The sequence below is a fragment of the Bacillus sp. L75 genome (assembly GCF_003676355.1).
GTDB lineage: Bacteria > Bacillota > Bacilli > Bacillales > Bacillaceae > Bacillus > Bacillus velezensis.
In genome coordinates this window covers 289,896-311,369 of the sequence record NZ_ML064902.1, presented here as the reverse complement: position 1 = coordinate 311,369, position 21,474 = coordinate 289,896, and the positions used below count along the sequence as shown (strand labels likewise).

Annotated in this window: 21 protein-coding genes; all 21 read left to right on the top strand. The window is 46.1% G+C overall.

Annotated elements, in window-relative coordinates; genetic code table 11:
• The first annotated feature begins 21 nt into the window (after positions 1-21).
• The 21 genes from cheW to D5S11_RS04665 all read left to right on the top strand — a co-directional run bounded on the left by cheW (position 22) and on the right by D5S11_RS04665 (position 21,467).
• Complete coding sequence (cheW, locus tag D5S11_RS04765; RefSeq protein WP_003154225.1) at positions 22-495, top strand: chemotaxis protein CheW; 474 nt, start codon at positions 22-24, stop codon at positions 493-495.
• 15 nt (positions 496-510) lie between these two features.
• On the top strand, positions 511-1,140 hold the full coding sequence (gene cheC, locus D5S11_RS04760) for a CheY-P phosphatase CheC (protein WP_003154222.1): 630 nt from the start codon (positions 511-513) through the stop codon (positions 1,138-1,140).
• Positions 1,137-1,637: a chemoreceptor glutamine deamidase CheD gene (cheD, locus tag D5S11_RS04755; RefSeq protein WP_003154219.1), complete on the top strand. Its 501-nt coding sequence runs from the start codon at positions 1,137-1,139 to the stop codon at positions 1,635-1,637. The genes cheC and cheD overlap by 4 nt, the downstream gene beginning before the upstream one ends.
• A gap of 26 nt (positions 1,638-1,663) precedes the next feature.
• Entirely contained in the window at positions 1,664-2,428 is a 765-nt protein-coding gene (sigD, locus tag D5S11_RS04750; RefSeq protein WP_003154217.1) for an RNA polymerase sigma-28 factor SigD, read from the top strand.
• 27 nt (positions 2,429-2,455) lie between these two features.
• Positions 2,456-2,923 (top strand): DUF6115 domain-containing protein, encoded by a 468-nt coding sequence (locus D5S11_RS04745; protein ID WP_108724972.1) that lies wholly within the window; start codon positions 2,456-2,458, stop codon positions 2,921-2,923.
• A 143-nt stretch (positions 2,924-3,066) separates the two neighbouring features.
• Entirely contained in the window at positions 3,067-3,807 is a 741-nt protein-coding gene (rpsB, locus tag D5S11_RS04740; protein WP_003154215.1) for a 30S ribosomal protein S2, read from the top strand.
• A 99-nt stretch (positions 3,808-3,906) separates the two neighbouring features.
• Positions 3,907-4,788, top strand: coding sequence for a translation elongation factor Ts (gene tsf / locus D5S11_RS04735; protein ID WP_007611455.1), 882 nt, complete (start codon positions 3,907-3,909; stop codon positions 4,786-4,788).
• 145 nt (positions 4,789-4,933) lie between these two features.
• Positions 4,934-5,656, top strand: coding sequence for a UMP kinase (gene pyrH, locus D5S11_RS04730; RefSeq protein ID WP_003154213.1), 723 nt, complete (start codon positions 4,934-4,936; stop codon positions 5,654-5,656).
• Between the two features lie 2 nt (positions 5,657-5,658).
• A complete protein-coding gene (frr, locus tag D5S11_RS04725) occupies positions 5,659-6,216 on the top strand; it encodes a ribosome recycling factor (RefSeq protein WP_003154212.1) in 558 nt (185 codons plus the stop codon).
• 125 nt (positions 6,217-6,341) lie between these two features.
• On the top strand, positions 6,342-7,124 hold the full coding sequence (locus tag D5S11_RS04720; RefSeq protein ID WP_007611457.1) for an undecaprenyl pyrophosphate synthase: 783 nt from the start codon (positions 6,342-6,344) through the stop codon (positions 7,122-7,124).
• A 3-nt stretch (positions 7,125-7,127) separates the two neighbouring features.
• Positions 7,128-7,925 carry a phosphatidate cytidylyltransferase gene (locus D5S11_RS04715; RefSeq protein ID WP_007409796.1) on the top strand — a complete coding sequence of 266 codons (798 nt, stop codon included), beginning with the start codon at positions 7,128-7,130 and terminating at the stop codon, positions 7,923-7,925.
• 55 nt (positions 7,926-7,980) lie between these two features.
• Positions 7,981-9,132, top strand: coding sequence for a 1-deoxy-D-xylulose-5-phosphate reductoisomerase (gene dxr, locus D5S11_RS04710; protein ID WP_003154208.1), 1,152 nt, complete (start codon positions 7,981-7,983; stop codon positions 9,130-9,132).
• Between the two features lie 6 nt (positions 9,133-9,138).
• Positions 9,139-10,407: an RIP metalloprotease RseP gene (gene rseP, locus D5S11_RS04705; RefSeq protein ID WP_007611459.1), complete on the top strand. Its 1,269-nt coding sequence runs from the start codon at positions 9,139-9,141 to the stop codon at positions 10,405-10,407.
• 31 nt (positions 10,408-10,438) lie between these two features.
• Entirely contained in the window at positions 10,439-12,133 is a 1,695-nt protein-coding gene (proS, locus tag D5S11_RS04700) for a proline--tRNA ligase (protein ID WP_061861463.1), read from the top strand.
• Positions 12,134-12,244: 111 nt separating this feature from the next.
• Positions 12,245-16,558, top strand: coding sequence for a PolC-type DNA polymerase III (locus tag D5S11_RS04695; RefSeq protein ID WP_007409800.1), 4,314 nt, complete (start codon positions 12,245-12,247; stop codon positions 16,556-16,558).
• 239 nt (positions 16,559-16,797) lie between these two features.
• Positions 16,798-17,268: a ribosome maturation factor RimP gene (gene rimP, locus D5S11_RS04690; RefSeq protein ID WP_007409801.1), complete on the top strand. Its 471-nt coding sequence runs from the start codon at positions 16,798-16,800 to the stop codon at positions 17,266-17,268.
• 39 nt (positions 17,269-17,307) lie between these two features.
• Positions 17,308-18,429: a transcription termination factor NusA gene (nusA, locus tag D5S11_RS04685; RefSeq protein WP_003154195.1), complete on the top strand. Its 1,122-nt coding sequence runs from the start codon at positions 17,308-17,310 to the stop codon at positions 18,427-18,429.
• A 13-nt stretch (positions 18,430-18,442) separates the two neighbouring features.
• Entirely contained in the window at positions 18,443-18,718 is a 276-nt protein-coding gene (gene rulR, locus D5S11_RS04680) for an RNase P modulator RnpM (RefSeq protein WP_003154193.1), read from the top strand.
• 1 nt (position 18,719) lies between these two features.
• A complete protein-coding gene (locus D5S11_RS04675; RefSeq protein ID WP_003154192.1) occupies positions 18,720-19,022 on the top strand; it encodes a YlxQ family RNA-binding protein in 303 nt (100 codons plus the stop codon).
• Positions 19,023-19,041: 19 nt separating this feature from the next.
• Positions 19,042-21,192: a translation initiation factor IF-2 gene (gene infB / locus D5S11_RS04670; protein WP_007611462.1), complete on the top strand. Its 2,151-nt coding sequence runs from the start codon at positions 19,042-19,044 to the stop codon at positions 21,190-21,192.
• Complete coding sequence (locus D5S11_RS04665; protein WP_003154188.1) at positions 21,189-21,467, top strand: DUF503 domain-containing protein; 279 nt, start codon at positions 21,189-21,191, stop codon at positions 21,465-21,467. The genes infB and D5S11_RS04665 overlap by 4 nt, the downstream gene beginning before the upstream one ends.
• The last annotated feature ends 7 nt before the right edge of the window (positions 21,468-21,474 follow it).

The following is a 21,474-nucleotide window of genomic DNA, read 5'->3' as shown; positions in this document are numbered from 1 at the left end:
ACGACACGAGGAGGTGCCCGAATGACTGCTGAAATCAAAACAGGTGAAAAAATGATTGTGTTTATGATAAACGGGAAAGAATACGCTATCTCAGTTTCCCAGGTGAAATCAATTGAAAAGTGGCAAAAACCGACGAGGGTCCCGGGTGTGGAATCTTATATCCGCGGCGTTATCAATCTGCGCGGAGTGATTACCCCGGTTCTTGATTTAAGAAAACGTCTGAATCAGCCTGAACAGGACATCACAGAAGAGACTCGGATTATCATCATTTCTTACCGTGACGCTGATGTCGGATGGGTCGTGGATGAGGCCAATGACGTCATCACCGTGCATGAAAATGAAATCGAATCCGCGCCTGAAAGCCAGACAAAGGAAACGGATGTGTGGATTAAACAGATCGTCAAGCAAGATAACAGGCTCCTCAATATTATCGATGCGCATGCGGTGCTGGATAAAGGTGCTTCGGCATCTGCGTCCGGAGAGCCTAATGCTTAAAGGGGAAAAGACAACATGAGTAAGTTTGAAGCGATCAAAGAAGAGCAGATGGATATTTTGCGGGAAGTCGGAAATATCGGGGCGGGTCACTCGGCTTCTGCAATGGCTCAGCTGCTGAACAGAAAGATAGACATGGAAGTGCCGTTTGCGACTTTATTGACATTTGATGAGCTCGCTGATTTTTTCGGCGGGGCTGAAACGCCGGTCGCCAGTATCTTTTTAAGAATGGAAGGCGACATGACCGGCTCTATCTTTCTCATCATGCCTTTCCATCAGGCGGAACAGTTTATCAGAGAGCTGATCGGAAATCCGGATTTTGATATTGACCAGTTGGGTGAAGATCATTTGAGTTCTTCTGCTTTACATGAGTTCGGCAATATTTTAGCAGGTTCCTATTTAACGGCATTGGCTGATTTGACAAAGCTTGAGATTTACCCGAGCGTGCCGGAAATCTCACTTGATATGTTCGGCGCGGTTATCAGTGAAGGGCTGATGGAACTCAGCCAAGTCGGAGAGCATGCCATTGTCGTGGATACTTCTATTTTTGACCAGGGCAGCCGGCAAGAGCTCAAAGCCCACATGTTTATGCTCCCGGACTATGATTCTTTTGAAAAGCTCTTCGTCTCATTGGGTGCGGCTTTATGAGCCGTGCGGAAGCCGCAGTCGTTAAAGTGGGGATTGCGGATGTTCAAGTCGCGCGTTACCCGGATAAAATCCGGACCTCGGGACTCGGTTCATGCGTAGGGCTGGTTTTATACGATAAAGACAAACAAACGGCAGGACTCGTTCACGTCATGCTGCCGGACTCCGGTTTATCAAAAACGGCGGAGCTCAACCGTGCAAAATACGCGGACACCGCCGTTAAGATGACGATTGATATGCTTTTGAAAGCCGGCTGCCGCAAGTTTGCCCTGAAGGCAAAACTCGCCGGGGGAGCGGAGATGTTTAAGTTTAAAATGACAAACGACCTGATGAAAATCGGTCCGAGGAATGTAGCGGCCATCAAAGAGCAGCTTTCATTGTATAACATTCCGGTCATCAGTGAAGATACGGGCGGCTCAAGCGGCCGGACGATTGAATTTGAGCCAAAGTCCTGCATGCTGCACATTCGAACTGTTAAACAAGGTGAAACAACGATTTAATAAAGGTATGAGGTAGGGGGATAACAATGCAATCCTTGAATTATGAAGATCAGGTGCTTTGGTCGCGCTGGAAAGAGTGGAAAGATCCTAAAGCCGGTGATGATTTAATGCGCCGTTACATGCCGCTGGTCACATATCATGTCGGCAGAATTTCCGTCGGACTGCCGAAATCGGTGCATAAAGACGATCTAATGAGCCTTGGTATGCTTGGTTTATATGATGCCCTGGAAAAATTTGACCCCGGCCGGGATTTAAAATTTGATACCTATGCCTCGTTTAGAATTCGCGGTGCAATCATTGACGGGCTGCGTAAAGAAGATTGGCTGCCCAGAACTTCACGGGAGAAGACAAAAAAAGTCGAAGCGGCGATCGAAAAACTTGAACAGCGCTACCTTCGGAATGTGACTCCTTCAGAGATCGCAGAAGAGCTGGGGATGACGGAGCAGGACGTAGTATCAACGATGAATGAAGGGTTTTTTGCCAATCTCTTATCAATTGATGAAAAGCTTCACGACCAGGATGACGGTGAGAATATTCAAGTGATGATCAGAGATGACAAAAATGTGCCGCCGGAAGAAAAAATCATGAAGGACGAGCTGATCGCTCAGCTTGCGGGCAAAATTCACGAGCTCTCTGAAAAAGAGCAGCTTGTCGTCAGTTTATTCTATAAAGAAGAACTGACTTTGACCGAGATCGGACAAGTCTTGAACCTTTCGACGTCGCGGATTTCACAGATTCATTCAAAGGCGCTGTTTAAATTAAAGCATCTGCTTGAAAAAGTAATTCAATAATGAACTCATGGTTAGCGAGTGAAAAACATGTCAACACTATTATGGCTTTTAAGCTTTGTGCTTCACGGCGTACTGCTTTATGCCGTCATTATTCTGTACACGAGGTTTTCAGCCCTCAAGGAGACGGAGCGCCAGCAGAAGAAGATTCTTGAAGAGACGGAAAACACCCTTGCAGCGTTTCTGCTTGAGCTGAAAGAAGAAAATGAAAGACTCGAAGACGCAAAAAGCCGTCAAGCGCCGGACGCAGAAGACGCCGAACCCCGGCCGGAACCGAAAGAAGAGCCTGATATTCCGGACCACATGGAAAAGCTTATCAGTGCAACGGAACGGGTTGAAAGTGACGAAAACAGGGGCGCGCATTCGTTTGAAGAACGTGTTTCAGAATTATATGAACAAGGGCTCACCCCCGCGGAAATCGCCAAACGGATGCAGAGCGGAAAGACAGAAATCGAGCTGTTTTTAAAATTTCGCGGCAAAGCTGTAAAGGATTCTTGATTGTCGCATAAAGCTGTGTTATATTATGTCTTGGTGTTAAATACACACGCTTAACGATTTATGCAGAGGGTGCTGCAAACGGCAGTTCTGCACAAAAATGACCTAAGCGGAGGAAAAAAACCATTTTATTAGGAGGAAATCACATGTCAGTTATTTCTATGAAACAATTGCTTGAAGCTGGTGTTCACTTCGGCCACCAAACACGCCGCTGGAACCCAAAAATGAAGCGTTACATTTTCACGGAGCGTAACGGAATCTACATCATTGACCTTCAAAAAACAGTGAAAAAAGTAGAGGAAGCTTACAACTTCACGAAAAACCTTGCTGCTGAAGGCGGAAAAATCCTTTTCGTCGGCACAAAAAAACAAGCTCAGGATTCTGTTAAAGAAGAAGCTGTACGTTCTGGCATGTACTATGTCAACCAACGCTGGTTGGGCGGTACACTGACAAACTTCGAAACAATCCAAAAACGCATTAAGCGTCTGAAAGACATCGAGAAAATGCAAGAAAACGGTACATTTGAAGTACTTCCGAAAAAAGAAGTTGTTCAATTGAAAAAAGAATTAGAGCGTCTTGAAAAATTCCTCGGCGGAATTAAAGACATGAAGGATCTTCCTGATGCATTATTCATCATCGATCCTCGCAAAGAGCGCATCGCTGTTGCGGAAGCTCGCAAATTGAACATTCCTATCATCGGAATCGTAGATACAAACTGTGATCCTGATGAAATTGATGTCGTAATCCCTGCAAACGATGACGCAATCCGCGCTGTCAAACTTCTTACTTCTAAAATGGCAGATGCTATCTTAGAAGCGAAGCAAGGCGAAGAAGAAGCGGAAGCTGCTGAAGAGACTGCACCTGAAACAGAAACGACAACTGCGTAACCTAATCAAAAGGTGATAAGAGGGACTGCCTTTTATCACCTTTTTTCAAGAAAAATGTATCTATACATATCTTGTTTACACATATAAGGAGGAATTCAAATGGCTATTACTGCACAGCAGGTAAAAGAACTGCGTCAAAAAACAGGCGCTGGTATGATGGACTGTAAAAAAGCATTGACTGAAACTGACGGAGATATGGACAAAGCAATCGACCTTCTGAGAGAAAAAGGAATTGCGAAAGCGGCTAAAAAAGCTGACCGTATCGCTGCTGAAGGTTCTACTCTTATTAAAACTGACGGCAACAAAGGCGTTATCTTAGAAGTAAACTCTGAAACTGATTTCGTTGCGAAAAACGAAGGCTTCAAAGAGCTTCTGAACACGCTTGCTGACCACCTTCTTGCAAACGCTCCTGCTGATCTTGAAGAAGCAATGGGTCAAAAGATGGAAAACGGTTCTACTGTTGAAGAATACATCACAAGCAACGTTGCTAAAATCGGAGAGAAAATCACTCTTCGCCGTTTTGCTGTTATTTCAAAAGAAGACAGCGAAGCGTTCGGTGCTTACCTTCACATGGGAGGCCGCATCGGCGTATTATCCGTTCTTAGCGGAACAACTGACGAGGATCTTGCAAAAGACATCGCGATGCATGTTGCAGCGGTAAATCCTCGTTACATTTCCCGCGACCAAGTGTCTGAAGAAGAAGCAAACCATGAGCGTCAGATTCTGACTCAGCAAGCTCTTCAAGAAGGCAAACCGGAAAACATCGTAGCTAAAATGGTTGAAGGCCGTCTGAACAAATTCTTCGAAGAAATTTGCTTATTAGACCAAGCCTTCGTTAAAAACCCAGACGAAAAAGTGAAACAAGTTGTGGCTGCGAAAAACGCATCTGTTAAAACTTACGTCCGCTACGAAGTTGGAGAAGGTATTGAAAAACGCCAAGAAAACTTTGCTGAAGAAGTTATGAACCAAGTGAAAAAATAATGGCGGAAAGCCTTGGCGAATCTTTCGCGGCTTTTCAGGCAGTATAGGGGACACTACTTGTGTTCCCTATTTTTAAAACTATATTTACAAACCTTTTTTTCTCTTGCATAATAGGAAACGGCAATGTTTACACTTGGAGGTTATTATGGAAAAACCAAAATACAATCGTATCGTTTTAAAGCTTAGCGGAGAAGCATTGGCAGGAGAGCAGGGAAACGGCATTAATCCGACTGTCATCCAATCCATCGCTAAACAGGTAAAAGAAATCGCTGAGCTTGACGTCGAAGTGGCCGTAGTCGTAGGCGGCGGCAACTTATGGCGCGGAAAAACGGGCAGTGACTTAGGAATGGACCGTGCGACGGCCGATTATATGGGCATGCTTGCTACTGTCATGAACTCACTTGCCCTGCAGGACAGCCTGGAAACGCTCGGAATTCAGTCCAGAGTGCAGACATCAATTGAAATGCGTCAGGTCGCTGAGCCTTACATCAGAAGAAAAGCCATCCGCCACCTGGAGAAAAAACGCGTTGTTATTTTTGCCGCGGGAACAGGAAACCCTTATTTCTCTACGGACACAACCGCAGCGCTGCGTGCCGCTGAAATCGAAGCGGACGTGATCTTAATGGCGAAAAATAATGTCGACGGTGTGTATAATGCTGATCCGAGAAAAGATGAGTCAGCTGTTAAATACGAAAAATTATCTTATCTCGATGTGTTAAAAGACGGGCTGGAAGTCATGGATTCTACGGCTTCTTCACTATGTATGGATAATGATATTCCGCTGATCGTCTTTTCTATTATGGAAGAAGGAAATATTAAGCGTGCCGTAATCGGCGAATCAATCGGAACGATCGTAAGGGGGAAATAACGTTGTCAAACGAAGTATTAACACAAACAAAAGAACGCATGGAAAAAGCGGTTGCCGCTTATTCACGTGAATTGGCGTCAGTCCGCGCAGGACGTGCCAACCCATCTCTATTGGATAAAGTGACAGTAGAATACTACGGTGCCCAAACACCTTTAAACCAGCTGTCTTCCATCAATGTGCCTGAAGCGCGTATGCTTGTTGTCACACCGTATGACAAAACGGCAATCGGTGATATTGAAAAAGCGATTTTGAAAGCTGATCTTGGCGTAACGCCGACAAGTGACGGCACAATTATCCGCATCGCGATCCCGGCTCTGACGGAAGAAAGACGTAAAGAACTTGTCAAAGTCGTGAAAAAATACGCGGAAGAAGCGAAAGTAGCAGTCCGTAATGTCCGCCGTGACAGCAACGATGACCTCAAAAAACTTGAGAAAAACGGAGACATCACAGAAGACGAGCTTCGTGCTTCCAGTGAAGACGTTCAAAAGCTGACAGATGAATATGTGTCAAAAATTGACAGCGTCACGAAGGACAAAGAAAAAGAAATCATGGAAGTTTAATGAAAAACTATGTACAATAGATAATGTGAAAAGACCCTCTCATGTTTACAGGGGGTTTTTTTGTTAATACTGTTGATTACATTGATCATCAGCAACGCAACCTTTTTGGGTGACGGAGGAATCTCATGCTCAACATACTCAAAAATTGGAAGAATCAGCAGAATGCGGCTTCCAACTTAGAACGGTATACAAAAGAAGACATACTGAAGGGTGAAATTCCCGCACACATTGCCATTATTATGGACGGAAACGGACGCTGGGCGAAGAAGCGTTCACTCCCTCGGATTGCAGGACATCATGAAGGAATGAAAGTGGTAAAAAGGGTGACAAAGCTCGCAAGTCAGCTCGGCGTTAAAGTTCTGACTCTTTATGCGTTTTCAACGGAGAACTGGAAGCGCCCGAAGATGGAAGTCGACTTTTTGATGAAGCTTCCGGAAGAGTTCCTGAATACGTATCTTCCTGAATTAATAGAGGAAAATGTACAGGTGAAAATTATCGGAGATGAATCCGCGCTCCCTTCTCATACGTACAGGGCGATTGAGAAGGCCGTAAAAGATACAGAACAAAATGACGGGCTGATTCTCAATTTCGCTTTGAACTACGGCGGACGCACGGAAATCGTCAATGCGGCAAAAGCACTGGCTGAACAGGTGAAAAGCGGCACGCTGAATATCGAAGACATTGATGAAGCGCTCTTTTCCGGGCATTTAATGACAGAATCAATCCAGGACCCGGAGCTGCTCATCAGAACGAGCGGAGAAATCAGATTGAGCAACTTTATGCTTTGGCAGGTGGCTTACAGTGAATTTGTTTTTACAGATGTCCTGTGGCCCGATTTTAAAGAAGATCACTTTCTGCAGGCAGTGGGAGAATTTCAGCAGCGGGGCCGGAGGTTTGGCGGAATTTAGAGGATGGTGGAAATGAAACAAAGATTGTTAACAGGTGTTCTGGCAGCGGCATTATTTTTATTTTTGGTTATTTTCGGAGGATTGCCGTTCACCGTATTTGTTTACGTGATGGGAAGTATAGCGCTTTTTGAGCTTTTGCGGATGAAAAAGCTCAGATTTTTTTCTTTTCCGGGTCTGATCAGCCTCTTGTTGTTATGGCTGTATATGATGCCGGACAAATATCATTTTTTCGATGCGAAAATGGAAGTAACGATTTTCGCCGTATTGATTCTGCTCAGCTATACGGTGCTCGTGAAAAACACCTTTACGTTTGATGAAGTCGGGTTTATCGTTCTCGCGACGGTATATATCGGACTGTGTTTTCATTATTTTATTGAAATCAGAAACATTGAAACAAACGGGCTTTTATATATCTTTTATGCCTGCGTTGTCATATGGTCAACGGACTCAGGCGCATATTTCGTCGGAAAGTCGCTCGGGAAGCGGAAGCTGTGGCCCGAAATCAGTCCCAACAAAACGGTGGAAGGGTTTCTCGGCGGTATTGTCATCGCCCTTATTTTTACGGCTGTTTTTCAGCTGTTTGCGCACCTTCCGATTTCATACCCGGTTCTTTTGGTCATCACGCTTGTTCTGTCTGTATTCGGACAGATCGGGGATTTGGTTGAATCAGCGCTTAAGCGGCACTATGATGTGAAGGATTCGGGAAAAATCCTTCCCGGGCACGGCGGCATTTTAGATCGATTTGACAGCTTTTTGTTTGTCATGCCGTTCTTATACTTTCTGCTTGCGCTTTTTTCATGAGAAAGGCTAATATGAAAATAAGACCGATCTGGACGCATAGAATGGGAGTGGCATTTTGAAGAATATTTGTCTTTTAGGAGCAACAGGATCAATAGGGGAGCAGACGTTAGACGTATTGCGCATGCATCAAGATCAGTTCCGTCTCGTCTCGATGACTTTCGGTAAAAACGCCGAGAAAGCGATCCCGTTGATCAGAACGTTTCAGCCGAAATATGTAGCAGTCGGCGACATGGATACATACCAAAAAGTGAAAGAAGCGTCTTTTTCTCATGAATGTCAAATCGGCATCGGAGAAGAAGGCCTGATTGAAGCGGCAGTCATGGACGAAGTGGATATCGTGGTCAATGCGCTGCTTGGAAGCGTCGGTTTAATCCCGACTTTGAAAGCGATTGAACAGAAAAAAACAATTGCGCTTGCAAATAAGGAAACTCTTGTCACTGCCGGGCATATAGTGAAAGGACACGCAAAACGATACGGTGTTCCTCTTCTTCCGGTCGACAGCGAACATTCCGCTATTTTTCAAGCCCTGCAAGGCGAACAGAGCAAAAATATCGAGCGCCTGATCATTACGGCATCCGGCGGCAGTTTCAGAGATAAAACGCGGCAGGAGCTTGAGTCTGTAACGATTGCCGACGCCCTTAACCACCCGAACTGGTCGATGGGCGCAAAAATTACGATTGACTCGGCTACAATGATGAATAAAGGACTTGAAGTCATTGAGGCGCATTGGCTGTTTGACATTCCGTATGAACAGATTGACGTTGTATTACATAAGGAGAGCATCATTCATTCGATGGTTGAATTTCACGACAGAAGCGTCATCGCCCAGCTCGGAAATCCGGACATGAGGGTGCCGATTCAATATGCGCTGACATATCCGGACCGTCTGCCTCTGCCTGAAACAAAAAGGCTTGAATTATGGGAGATCGGAAGCCTCCATTTTGCGAAAGCTGACTTTGAAAGGTTCCGCTGCTTACAATTTGCCTTTGAATCAGGTAAAATAGGGGGAACGATGCCGACGGTTTTAAATGCGGCCAACGAAGAAGCCGTTGCCGCTTTTCTTGCCGGACGGATTTCATTCTTATCGATTGAGGACCTGATTGAAAAAGCATTGGACCGCCACAGCGTAATTCAGGATCCGAGTCTTGCGGATATCCAAGAAGTGGACAAAGACACCCGGGGATACGTTAATTCAATACTCACATAAGGTGGTATGTTCGTGAATACAGTTATCGCGTTTATTATTATTTTCGGAACGCTCGTTTTTTTCCATGAGCTCGGGCATTTATTGCTCGCCCAAAGAGCGGGAATCCTTTGCCGTGAATTTGCGATCGGCTTCGGCCCTAAAATCTTTTCATTTAAAAAGAATGAAACCGTGTATACGATCAGACTCCTTCCGGTCGGCGGGTTCGTCCGCATGGCCGGTGAAGACCCGGAGATGATCGAAGTCAAACCCGGTTATACCGTCGGGCTTCTTTTTAATAAAGATGACGAAGTGGAAAAAGTCATCATTAATCAAAAGGAAAAATATCCCGACGCTTTAATTATCGAGGTGGAGACGGCTGATCTTGAGCACGAAATGAAGATTACCGGGTACGAGCAGGGGAAAGAAGATGAACTGGCGGGCTTTACTGTCAGTCAGACCTCTTTTTTTATCGTAGACGGAGAAGAAGTGCAGATTGCGCCTTACAATCGACAATTCGGGTCTAAACCCGTATGGAAGCGGATTAAGGCGATTGCTGCCGGTCCGATAATGAACTTCATCTTAGCGTATGTCATTCTCGTCATGCTTGGATTCATTCAAGGCGTGCCTTCGAATCAGCCTGAGCTCGGGAAGCTGACAGACAATGGACGCGCAGCGGCTGCCGGTTTAAAAGAAGGCGACTATATCCAGAGCATTAACGGTGAAAAAATGAGGTCATGGACCGACATCGTGACAGCGGTAAAAGAAAATCCCGGAAAAAAAATCGATGTCGCCGTCAAACGGGACGGCAAATCGTTTCATATCTCGGTTACACCTGAAGCTGTAAAAGATGAAAATAAAAAAACAATCGGCCGCTTCGGCTCTTATGCGCCGACTGAAAAAGGCGCGCTTGCAGCGATTGCCTACGGCGCGACATCTACCGTTGATGTCACAAAAGCGATCCTGACCAATCTGAGCAAACTTGTGACAGGCCAGTTTAAGCTTGATATGCTTTCGGGTCCTGTCGGCATTTATGATATGACGGATCAAGTTGCAAAAACCGGTATTATCAACCTATTCCAGTTTGCGGCGTTTTTAAGCATCAACCTGGGAATTGTCAACCTGCTGCCGATACCGGCGCTTGACGGCGGGCGGCTGCTGTTTTTATTCATTGAAGCAATCCGCGGCAAGCCGATAAACCGTGACAAGGAAGCATTTGTCGTATTTATCGGCGTAGCTTTCTTAATGCTTCTTATGCTGGTTGTCACATGGAACGATATCCAGCGTTTATTCTTATAATTGACTAGTAAAAAATCAGAGGTGCGAAGACATGAGACAAAGTTTGACGCTTATTCCGACCCTGAGAGAAGTGCCGGCTGATGCTGAAGCAAAAAGCCATAAGCTTCTGCTGAGAGCGGGATTTATCAGACAAAATACGAGCGGGGTTTACAGCTACATGCCCCTGGCTTACAGGGTCATTCAAAACATTCAGAAGATCGTGCGTGAAGAAATGGAAAAAATCAACGCGGTGGAAATGCTGATGCCGGCCCTTCAGCAGGCTGAAACATGGCAGGAATCAGGCAGGTGGTATACGTACGGGCCTGAATTAATGCGTCTGAAAGACCGCCACGGCCGTGAATTTGCTTTAGGCGCGACGCATGAAGAAGTCATTACTTCTCTCGTGCGCGATGAGGTGAAATCTTATAAGCGTCTGCCGCTCACTCTTTACCAGATCCAGTCTAAATTCAGAGATGAAAAACGCCCGCGTTTCGGCTTATTGCGCGGACGCGAATTCATCATGAAAGATGCGTATTCTTTCCATGCTTCTGAAGAAAGTCTGGAGGAAACATACCAAAACATGTACGGCGCATACAGCAGCATTTTCGCACGCTGTGAATTAAACGTCCGTCCCGTTATTGCCGACTCGGGCGCGATGGGCGGAAAAGACACGCATGAATTTATGGCTCTTTCTGAAATAGGGGAAGATACCATCGCTTATTCCGATGGATCCTCTTACGCAGCCAATACGGAAATGGCGGAAGTTGTCATGAACAGCGAGCCGTCAGATGAAACCCCCGAGGCATTGGAGAAAATTGATACGCCTAATGTCAAAAGCATTGAAGAGCTCGCTTCGTTCTTGCAGATCGAGCCGAGCGCCTGCATCAAATCAATGCTGTTTAAAGCTGATGACCGATTTGTTCTCGTGTTAGTAAGAGGCGATCATGAGGTCAATGACGTGAAAGTGAAAAACCTTCTGAACACGGAAGTGGTTGAGCTTGCGTCTCATGAAGAAGTAGCAGAGAAACTTGGCACGGAGCCGGGATTTGCGGGGCCGATCGGCGCTGCCGGCGACATTGAGATTTATGCCGACCAAGCCGTGAAAGTAATGGTAAACGCCGTTAGCGGCGCGAATGAAAAAGACCGTCATTACCGAAACGTAAACATCGAACGTGACGCGTCAGTAAAAGCATATGCCGATCTTCGAATCATTCAGGAAGGCGATCCGTCACCTGACGGAAAAGGCACGATCCGTTTCGCTGAAGGGATTGAGGTCGGACAAGTCTTTAAACTCGGCACGCGTTACTCTGAAGCGATGAATGCGACATACCTTGATGAAAACGGGCGTGCGCAGCCGATGCTGATGGGATGTTACGGAATCGGCGTGTCCAGAACGCTTTCAGCCATCGCTGAACAGCATCACGACGAAAAAGGCTTGATCTGGCCGAAAAGCGTTGCTCCGTATGATCTTCATATTTTGGCACTGAATATGAAAAACGAAGCGCAAAAAGAGCTTGCTGAACAGCTTTACGGCAAATTCCAGGCGGAAGGTTATGAGGTATTATACGATGACCGTGCTGAACGCGCAGGCGTGAAGTTTGCTGATTCTGATCTGATCGGCCTTCCGATCCGCATCACTGTCGGAAAACGTGCCGACGAAGGCATCGTAGAAGTGAAAATCCGCAAAACCGGTGAATCTGCCGAAGTTTCAGTGGATGAGCTTTCTGAATTTATCAAGACGAAGTAATCACCATAACGAATCATACAAAATCATGTTAAAATAGAGAAAAAAGAAGGTACCTCATCACCTGCGGAGGTACCTTCACTTATGATGTTTTAAGGGAGGGATACTGTCTGAATGGAACAGTTATCAGTAAACAGAAGACAGTTTCAGATTCTTCTGCAGCAGCTTAATATGACAGATGATACCTTCATGACATACTTTGAAGACGGAGAGATTGATAAACTGACAATCCATAAAGCAGAAAAGGCCTGGCATTTCCAATTTCGCTTTAAGGCTCTTTTGCCGTATCAAATATATGATTCATTCATGATGAGGTTAACACAATCGTTTGCTCACATCGCCCGTGTCACATCGTCTGTTCAGGTCATCGACCCTACAGTGACAGAGGAGCTTGTACAGGATTATTGGACACGCTGTATTGAAGAGCTTGAAGGAACCTCGCCGCCGATGGTGGCTCTTTTGAATCAGCAGAAGCCGAAGCTCAAGGGAAACAAACTGATCGTGAAAACAAAAACAGATACAGAAGCATCTGCGCTCAAAAATAAATACTTCGCGCTGATTCAGCACAGCTACCGCCAATTCGGCTTTCCGGAACTGCAGCTGGATACCGAAATTTTCGTATCTGACCAAGAAGTCCAGAAATTCCGCGAGCAAAAGCTTGCTGAAGATCAGGAGCGGGCGATGCAGGCGCTTATCGAGATGGAGAAGAAGGAAAAAGAGGGCGATGAGGATCAGGCACCGTCCGGACCGCTTGTCATCGGCTATCAAATTAAAGAGAACGAAGAAATCCGGACGCTTGACAGCATCATGGATGAAGAAAGAAGAATTACGGTGCAGGGGTTTGTGTTTGATGCTGAAACACGCGAGCTGAAAAGCGGACGCACGCTCTGCATTTTCAAAATCACGGACTATACAAACAGCATTTTAGTAAAAATGTTCGCCAGAGAAAAAGAAGACGCCGCTTTGATGAAAACGCTGAAAAAAGGCATGTGGGTAAAGGCGCGGGGAAGCATTCAAAACGATACATTCGTCAGAGACCTCGTCATGATTGCAAATGACGTGAATGAAATAAAAGCCAAAACCCGTGAAGACACCGCTCCTGAAGGCGAAAAACGGGTTGAGCTTCATCTGCATTCTCCGATGAGCCAAATGGATGCTGTAACGGGCATCGGAAAGCTTGTCGAACAGGCGAAAAAATGGGGACATGAAGCGATTGCGTTAACTGATCATGCCGTTGTGCAGTCTTTCCCGGATGCCTATTCCGCCGCGAAAAAACACGGCATTAAAATGATTTACGGAATGGAAGCCAATATCGTAGATGACGGCGTTCCGATCGCATACAATCCAGCTCACCGTCTCCTGGAAGAAGACACATACGTTGTCTTTGACGTTGAAACGACAGGTCTGTCCGCAGTGTATGACACCATCATTGAGCTTGCCGCAGTCAAAATAAGAGGCGGAGAAATCATCGATAAATTCGAAGCGTTCGCCAATCCGCACCATCCGCTGTCAGCAACGACGATAGAGCTTACCGGGATTACTGACGACATGGTCCGCGACGCTCCCGATGTCGTTGATGTCGTCCGGGATTTTAAAGAATGGATCGGCGATGACGTGCTTGTGGCTCATAACGCCAGCTTTGATATGGGATTTTTAAATGTAGCGTACAAGCGTCTTTTGAAAACGGAAAAAGCGAAAAATCCGGTCATTGATACGCTGGAACTCGCGCGTTTCCTGTATCCTGAGTTTAAAAATCACCGCTTAAATACGTTATGTAAGAAGTTTGATATCGAATTAACCCAGCATCACCGAGCGGTTTTTGACGCTGAAGCAACGGGCTACCTGCTGTTGAAAATGCTCAAAGATGCCGCTGAAAAAGACATTTTTTATCATGATCAGCTGAATGAGAATATGGGACAATCCAATGCTTATCAGAGATCAAGGCCTTATCACGCTACATTGCTTGCCGTAAATGAGACCGGCCTTAAAAATCTGTTTAAGCTCGTGTCCATTTCTCATATTCAATATTTCTACCGAGTGCCGCGCATTCCGAGGTCGCAGCTTAATAAATACAGAGAAGGTCTGTTAATCGGCTCTGCCTGTGACAGGGGTGAGGTCTTTGAAGGCATGATGCAAAAATCTCCTGAAGAGGTTGAAGATATCGCATCCTTCTATGATTATCTTGAAGTGCAGCCGCCGGAAGTATACAGACACCTTCTGCAGCTTGAGCTCGTCCGGGATGAAAAAGCGCTGAAAGAAATCATCGCCAACATTACGAAGCTCGGGGAAAAATTGAATAAGCCGGTCGTGGCTACGGGAAATGTCCACTATTTAAACGATGAGGATAAAATTTACCGGAAGATCTTAATATCTTCCCAAGGCGGCGCCAACCCGTTAAACAGACACGAACTGCCTAAAGTGCACTTCAGAACGACAGATGAAATGCTGGAGGCTTTCTCCTTCCTCGGTGCGGAAAAAGCGAAAGAAATCGTGGTTGACAATACGCAGAAAGTCGCTTCGATGATCGATGAGATCAAACCGATCAAAGACGATCTGTACACGCCGAAAATTGACGGGGCTGATGAAGAAATCCGTGAAATGAGCTATCAGCGCGCCAGAAGCATTTACGGTGAAGAGCTTCCCGAAATTGTGGAAGCGAGAATAGAAAAAGAATTAAAAAGTATCATCGGTCATGGGTTCGCCGTTATTTATCTCATCTCTCATAAGCTTGTAAAACGGTCTCTGGATGACGGTTATCTCGTCGGCTCCCGGGGGTCCGTCGGTTCATCGCTTGTGGCGACCTTAACGGAAATCACTGAAGTGAACCCGCTCGCTCCGCACTACGTGTGCCCGAGCTGCCGATATTCCGAATTCTTTAATGACGGATCAGTCGGTTCCGGTTTTGACCTTCCGGATAAAAGCTGCCCGTCTTGCGGCACACCTTTGAAAAAGGACGGACATGATATCCCGTTTGAAACGTTCTTAGGCTTTAAAGGTGACAAAGTACCCGATATCGATTTGAACTTCTCAGGTGAGTATCAGCCGCATGCCCATAACTACACGAAAGTATTGTTCGGTGAAGATAACGTGTATCGCGCGGGAACGATCGGCACCGTCGCGGAAAAGACGGCTTACGGATATGTGAAAGGCTATGCGGGCGATCACAACCTGCACATGCGCGGCGCGGAGATCGACCGTCTGGTGCAAGGCTGCACCGGTGTTAAAAGAACGACCGGCCAGCACCCGGGGGGGATTATCGTTGTCCCGGATTACATGGATATTTACGATTTTTCACCGATACAATTCCCGGCAGATGCGACGGGGTCTGAATGGAAAACGACTCATTTTGACTTCCACTCCATTCATGACAACCTGCTGAAGCTTGATATATTGGGGCACGATGATCCGACCGTCATCCGGATGCTTCAGGATTTAAGCGGAATTGATCCGAAGACGATTCCGACAGATGATCCGGAAGTTATGAAGATTTTCCAAGGCACAGAATCGCTCGGCGTCACTGAAGAGCAGATCGGCTGTAAAACGGGGACGCTCGGCATTCCTGAATTCGGGACGCGATTTGTGCGGCAGATGCTTGAGGATACGAAGCCGACTACGTTCTCCGAGCTTGTCCAGATTTCCGGACTTTCTCACGGAACGGACGTATGGCTCGGCAATGCGCAGGAACTGATACACAACAATACGTGTGAACTGAGCGAAGTGATCGGCTGCCGTGATGACATTATGGTTTACTTGATCTATCAGGGCCTTGAGCCTTCACTGGCCTTTAAAATCATGGAATTCGTCCGTAAAGGCAAAGGCCTGACGCCGGAATGGGAAGAAGAAATGAAAAAGAACAATGTGCCGAACTGGTATATTGATTCATGCAAAAAAATCAAATACATGTTCCCGAAAGCTCACGCCGCCGCATACGTGCTGATGGCGGTGCGGATTGCCTATTTTAAAGTACATCACGCGCTTTTATATTATGCTGCGTATTTTACCGTCCGCGCAGATGACTTTGACATTGATACAATGATTAAAGGCTCGACCGCCATCAGAGCGGTGATGGATGATATCAGCTCTAAAGGGCTTGATGCTTCGCCGAAGGAGAAAAACCTCCTTACCGTGTTAGAGCTTGCGCTTGAAATGTGTGAGCGCGGCTATTCCTTCCAGAAGGTCGATCTATACCGTTCGAGCGCTTCGGAATTTATCATTGACGGCAACAGTCTCATCCCGCCGTTCAACTCAATTCCGGGACTCGGAACCAACGCCGCTCTCAATATTGTGAAAGCGCGGAAAGAAGGGGAGTTCCTTTCAAAAGAGGATCTTCAAAAACGCGGAAAAGTGTCAAAAACCATTTTAGAGTATTTAGACCGTCACGGCTGTCTTGAGTCGCTTCCGGACCAAAATCAGCTGTCTCTGTTTTAAGCTTTGTGCACAGCCTCCGAGCGGAGTTTGATTTGCATTAAATATATGGTTATGGTATAGTTTTATTGGAAATGCTAACGATTACCGAGGCAAAGAGTGGGGAAACCCGCTCTTTTGTATTGAACAGGCAATTTTGCCTCGACATGTCCATCGTTTTCTCAATGCCCCTGCTCTTTTGAAGCAGGGTTTTTATGCAGAGGAACGGCTGATATGATATCGACAGCACAAGGAGGAAAAACATGAGCAAAAAAGTGACTGATACCGTTCAAGAAATGGCTCAGCCCATACTGGATGACCTTCAGCTTGAACTCGTAGACATTGAATTTGTCAAAGAGGGTCAAAACTGGTTCCTTCGCGTGTTTATTGATTCCGAGAACGGTGTTGATATTGAGGAGTGCGCCAAAGTCAGCGAAGCGTTAAGCGAAAAGCTGGATGAGGCCGATCCGATCACCCAGAACTACTTTCTTGAAGTATCTTCTCCTGGAGCCGAGCGTCCATTAAAGAAAAAAGCCGACTTCGAAAAATCACTGGGCAAAAATGTGTACATGAAAACGTACGAACCGATTGACGGTTTAAAAGTGTTTGAAGGCAAATTGGCTGAATTCGATGGACAAACTGTTACAATAGAGATGACGGTCAAAACAAGAAAGAAACGGGTCAATATTCCGTATGAAAAAATAGCTAACGCAAGATTAGCTGTAACATTTTAATGAATGAAGTATTAGTGTTTAAGGGGGGAGACCGCTAACATGAGCAGTGAACTATTAGATGCTCTCACTATTCTTGAAAAAGAAAAAGGCATCAGTAAAGACATTATCATCGAAGCAATTGAAGCTGCCTTAATTTCCGCGTATAAGCGAAATTTTAACCAGGCGCAAAACGTACGGGTCGATCTGAACCGTGAGACGGGCACGATCCGCGTGTTCGCAAGAAAGGATGTCGTAGACGAGGTATACGATTCAAGACTTGAAATCTCGCTTGACGACGCCCAGCACATCCATCCGAACTACCTTGTCGGAGATGTCGTTGAAATAGAAGTAACGCCGAAAGACTTCGGCCGCATTGCTGCGCAGACGGCGAAACAAGTGGTGACGCAGCGTGTCCGTGAAGCTGAGCGCGGCGTGATTTACTCAGAATTTATCGATCGTGAAGAAGACATCATGACGGGAATTGTACAGCGCTTAGACAGCAAGTTTATTTACGTGTCTCTCGGTAAGATTGAAGCGCTGCTGCCCGTCAATGAACAAATGCCGAATGAGAGCTATAAACCGCACGATCGGATTAAAGTATTTATCACAAAAGTCGAAAAAACGACAAAAGGGCCTCAGATCTATGTATCAAGAACGCACCCTGGTCTGTTGAAGCGTCTTTTTGAAATCGAAGTGCCGGAAATTTATGACGGAACGGTCGAACTGAAATCCGTTGCCAGAGAAGCGGGCGACCGCTCTAAAATCTCCGTCCGCACTGATGACCCTGACGTTGATCCGGTCGGTTCATGCGTCGGTCCTAAAGGTCAGCGCGTGCAGGCGATCGTCAATGAACTGAAAGGCGAAAAAATTGATATCGTCAACTGGTCTGATGATCCGGTTGAATTTGTTGCCAATGCGCTCAGCCCGTCTAAAGTGCTGGATGTCATCGTCAGCGAAGAAGAAAAAGCCACGACTGTCATCGTTCCTGATTACCAGCTTTCTCTGGCAATCGGAAAAAGAGGGCAAAACGCCCGCTTAGCTGCGAAACTGACAGGCTGGAAAATCGATATCAAAAGTGAAACGGATGCAAGAGACCTTGGCATCTATCCGAGAGAGCATGAAGAAGATGACGATTTAGAGCCGCTCTTTATGGAGCCTGAAACAGCCGAATCGGATGAATAAGAGGTGACTTTAGGTGAATAAGCGAAAAAAAATTCCTCTGCGCAAATGCGTGGTAACGGGGGAAATGAAGCCTAAAAAGGAACTGATCCGAATTGTCCGTTCTAAAGAAGGAGAGATTTCAGTCGATCCGACCGGAAAGAAGAACGGGCGGGGTGCCTATATCACCCTTGAGAAAGAATGCATCTTAGCTGCGAAAAAGAAAAACACATTGCAAAATCAATTTCAATCACAAATCGATGACCAGATTTTCGAAGAATTGCTGGAACTGGCGGAAAAGGTGAAAAAATAACATGTCTGGAATGGAATGGTTTCCCTTGCTGGGTCTGGCCAATCGAGCTCGTAAGGTCGTGTCGGGCGAGGACTTGGTTATAAAAGAAATTAGAAATGCGCGTGCAAAACTTGTTCTGCTGACAGAAGATGCATCTGCGAATACTGCAAAAAAAGTATCCGATAAATGCAATTATTATAAAGTGCCTTATAAAAAAGTCGAAAGCCGCGCTGATCTCGGCCGCTCTATCGGCAAGGAATCACGTGTCGTTGTCGCCGTCACTGACCAAGGTTTTGCGAATAAGCTGATCAGCTTGCTCGATTAATATTTTTGGGGGTGAACGAATGGCTAAAATGAGAGTTTACGAATATGCAAAAGCCATCAATGTTTCAAGCAAGGAAATTTTGACTGCGCTGAAAAACATGGATATAGTAGTAAATAACCATATGGCAATGCTTGAAGAAAAGACCATTAAGCAGCTTGATGCGAAATTTAAAAAAGGCGGCGCCGGCGTTACATCTCAGAAGCCTGCGGAAACGAACAAAAACAAGCCGCAAGGGATTAATCAGCAGCCTGCTGGGAATCAACCAAACAAAATTCGAGACGGAAAGAAGAATGACGTGCAGAATAATCAATTTAACAAAAACAAGAAGAATAACAACAACAACAAAAACAAAAACAAACGCAATCATAACAACAAAAATCAGTATCAGCAAAAACCGCTGAAGCCGAAAAAAGAGCTTCCTGAGAAAATTACGTTTTCCGGCTCTTTAACAGTCGGAGCTTTAGCCGAGGAACTGGGCAAAGAGCCGTCTGAACTCATTAAAAAACTGATGCTTCTGGGCGTAATGGCTACCATTAACCAGGAGCTTGACAAAGACACAATCGAACTGATCGCATCTGAATACGGTGTAGAAACAGAAGAAGTGATTGTGCTTGAAGAAACTGAGCTTGAAAAATATGAAGAGGCTGACAAAGAAGAAGATCTTCAAATCCGTCCGCCTGTCGTGACGATCATGGGCCACGTTGACCACGGGAAAACGACCCTCCTTGACAGCATCAGAAAAACAAAAGTTGTTGAAGGTGAAGCCGGCGGAATCACCCAGCATATCGGGGCTTACCAGATCGAAGAAAACGGCAAAAAAATCACGTTCTTAGATACTCCGGGACACGCGGCGTTCACAACAATGCGTGCACGCGGTGCGGAAGTAACTGATATTACCATTTTAGTCGTAGCGGCTGATGACGGCGTTATGCCGCAGACAGTCGAAGCCATCAACCATGCGAAAGCGGCTGAGGTTCCGATTATCGTTGCCGTGAATAAAGTGGATAAAGAAAGCGCGAACCCTGACCGTGTCATGCAGGAGCTGACTGAATACGGACTCGTTCCTGAAGCATGGGGAGGAGAAACGATTTTCGTTCCTCTGTCCGCTCTTACAGGCAAGGGAATTGACGAGCTTGTCGAAATGATTCTGCTTGTCAGTGAAGTGGAAGAGCTGAAAGCCAATCCGAACCGTCAGGCAAAAGGAACGGTTATTGAAGCTGAGCTCGATAAAGGAAGAGGGTCTGTCGCGACACTTCTCGTTCAAACGGGAACATTGAATGTCGGAGATCCGATCGTTGTCGGAAATACATTCGGCCGCGTGCGGGCCATGGTCAATGATCTCGGCCGCCGCGTGAAAACAGCCGGACCGTCCACACCTGTAGAAATCACGGGCTTAAACGACGTACCGCAGGCTGGCGATCAATTCCTCGTCTTTAAAGACGAAAAAACAGCCCGTTCTGTCGGTGAAGCACGCGCTTCCAAGCAACTGGAAGAACAGCGCAGCGACAAAGCGAAGCTGAGCCTCGATGATCTGTTTGAACAAATTAAACAAGGCGATGTCAAAGACATCAATTTAATCGTAAAAGCTGACGTTCAAGGTTCAGCCGAAGCGTTAACAGCCGCTCTTCAAAAAATTGAAGTAGAAGGCGTAAAAGTGAAAATCATTCACACAGGCGTCGGTGCGATTACGGAATCAGACATCATTCTCGCATCTGCTTCAAATGCAATCGTTATCGGGTTTAATGTGCGCCCAGACGGAAATGCTAAGAGCACGGCTGAAGCTGAAAATGTAGATATCCGTCTTCACCGTATCATTTACAAAGTCATCGAAGAAATTGAAGCGGCGATGAAAGGAATGCTTGATCCTGAATACGAAGAAAAAGTCATCGGCCAGGTTGAAGTGCGCCAAACATTCAAAGTGTCGAAAATCGGCACGATTGCCGGCGGATATGTAACAGACGGCCACATTACACGTGACAGCGGACTCCGCCTGATCCGTGACGGCGTGGTCATCTTCGAAGGGGAAGTAGACGTTCTGAAACGCTTCAAAGATGATGTGAAAGAAGTTTCACAAGGATATGAATGTGGTATTACAATTAAGAAATACAATGACATTCGCGAAGGCGACATCATTGAAGCGTATGTCATGCAGGAAATCGAAAGAAAGTGATCGGATTTGCGGAATGTGAATGCATCATTTATGATGCGGGATCATTAAAGGAGAAACGAGCCGTTCTGAAGCGGATTATAACGAGGGTTCAGAATAAGTTCAACGTGTCGGCCGCAGAAATCGGCTATCAGGACACTTGGCAGCGGACCAGCTTCGGAATCGCTGTCGTCTCCTCCTCTCACGTTCAGGCGGAAAAGGAGATCCAGCGCGTACTCGCGTTTATTGACTCCTTTCCCGAAATAGAACGGACGATCACTAGAACAGAGTGGTTTTAACTTAGAG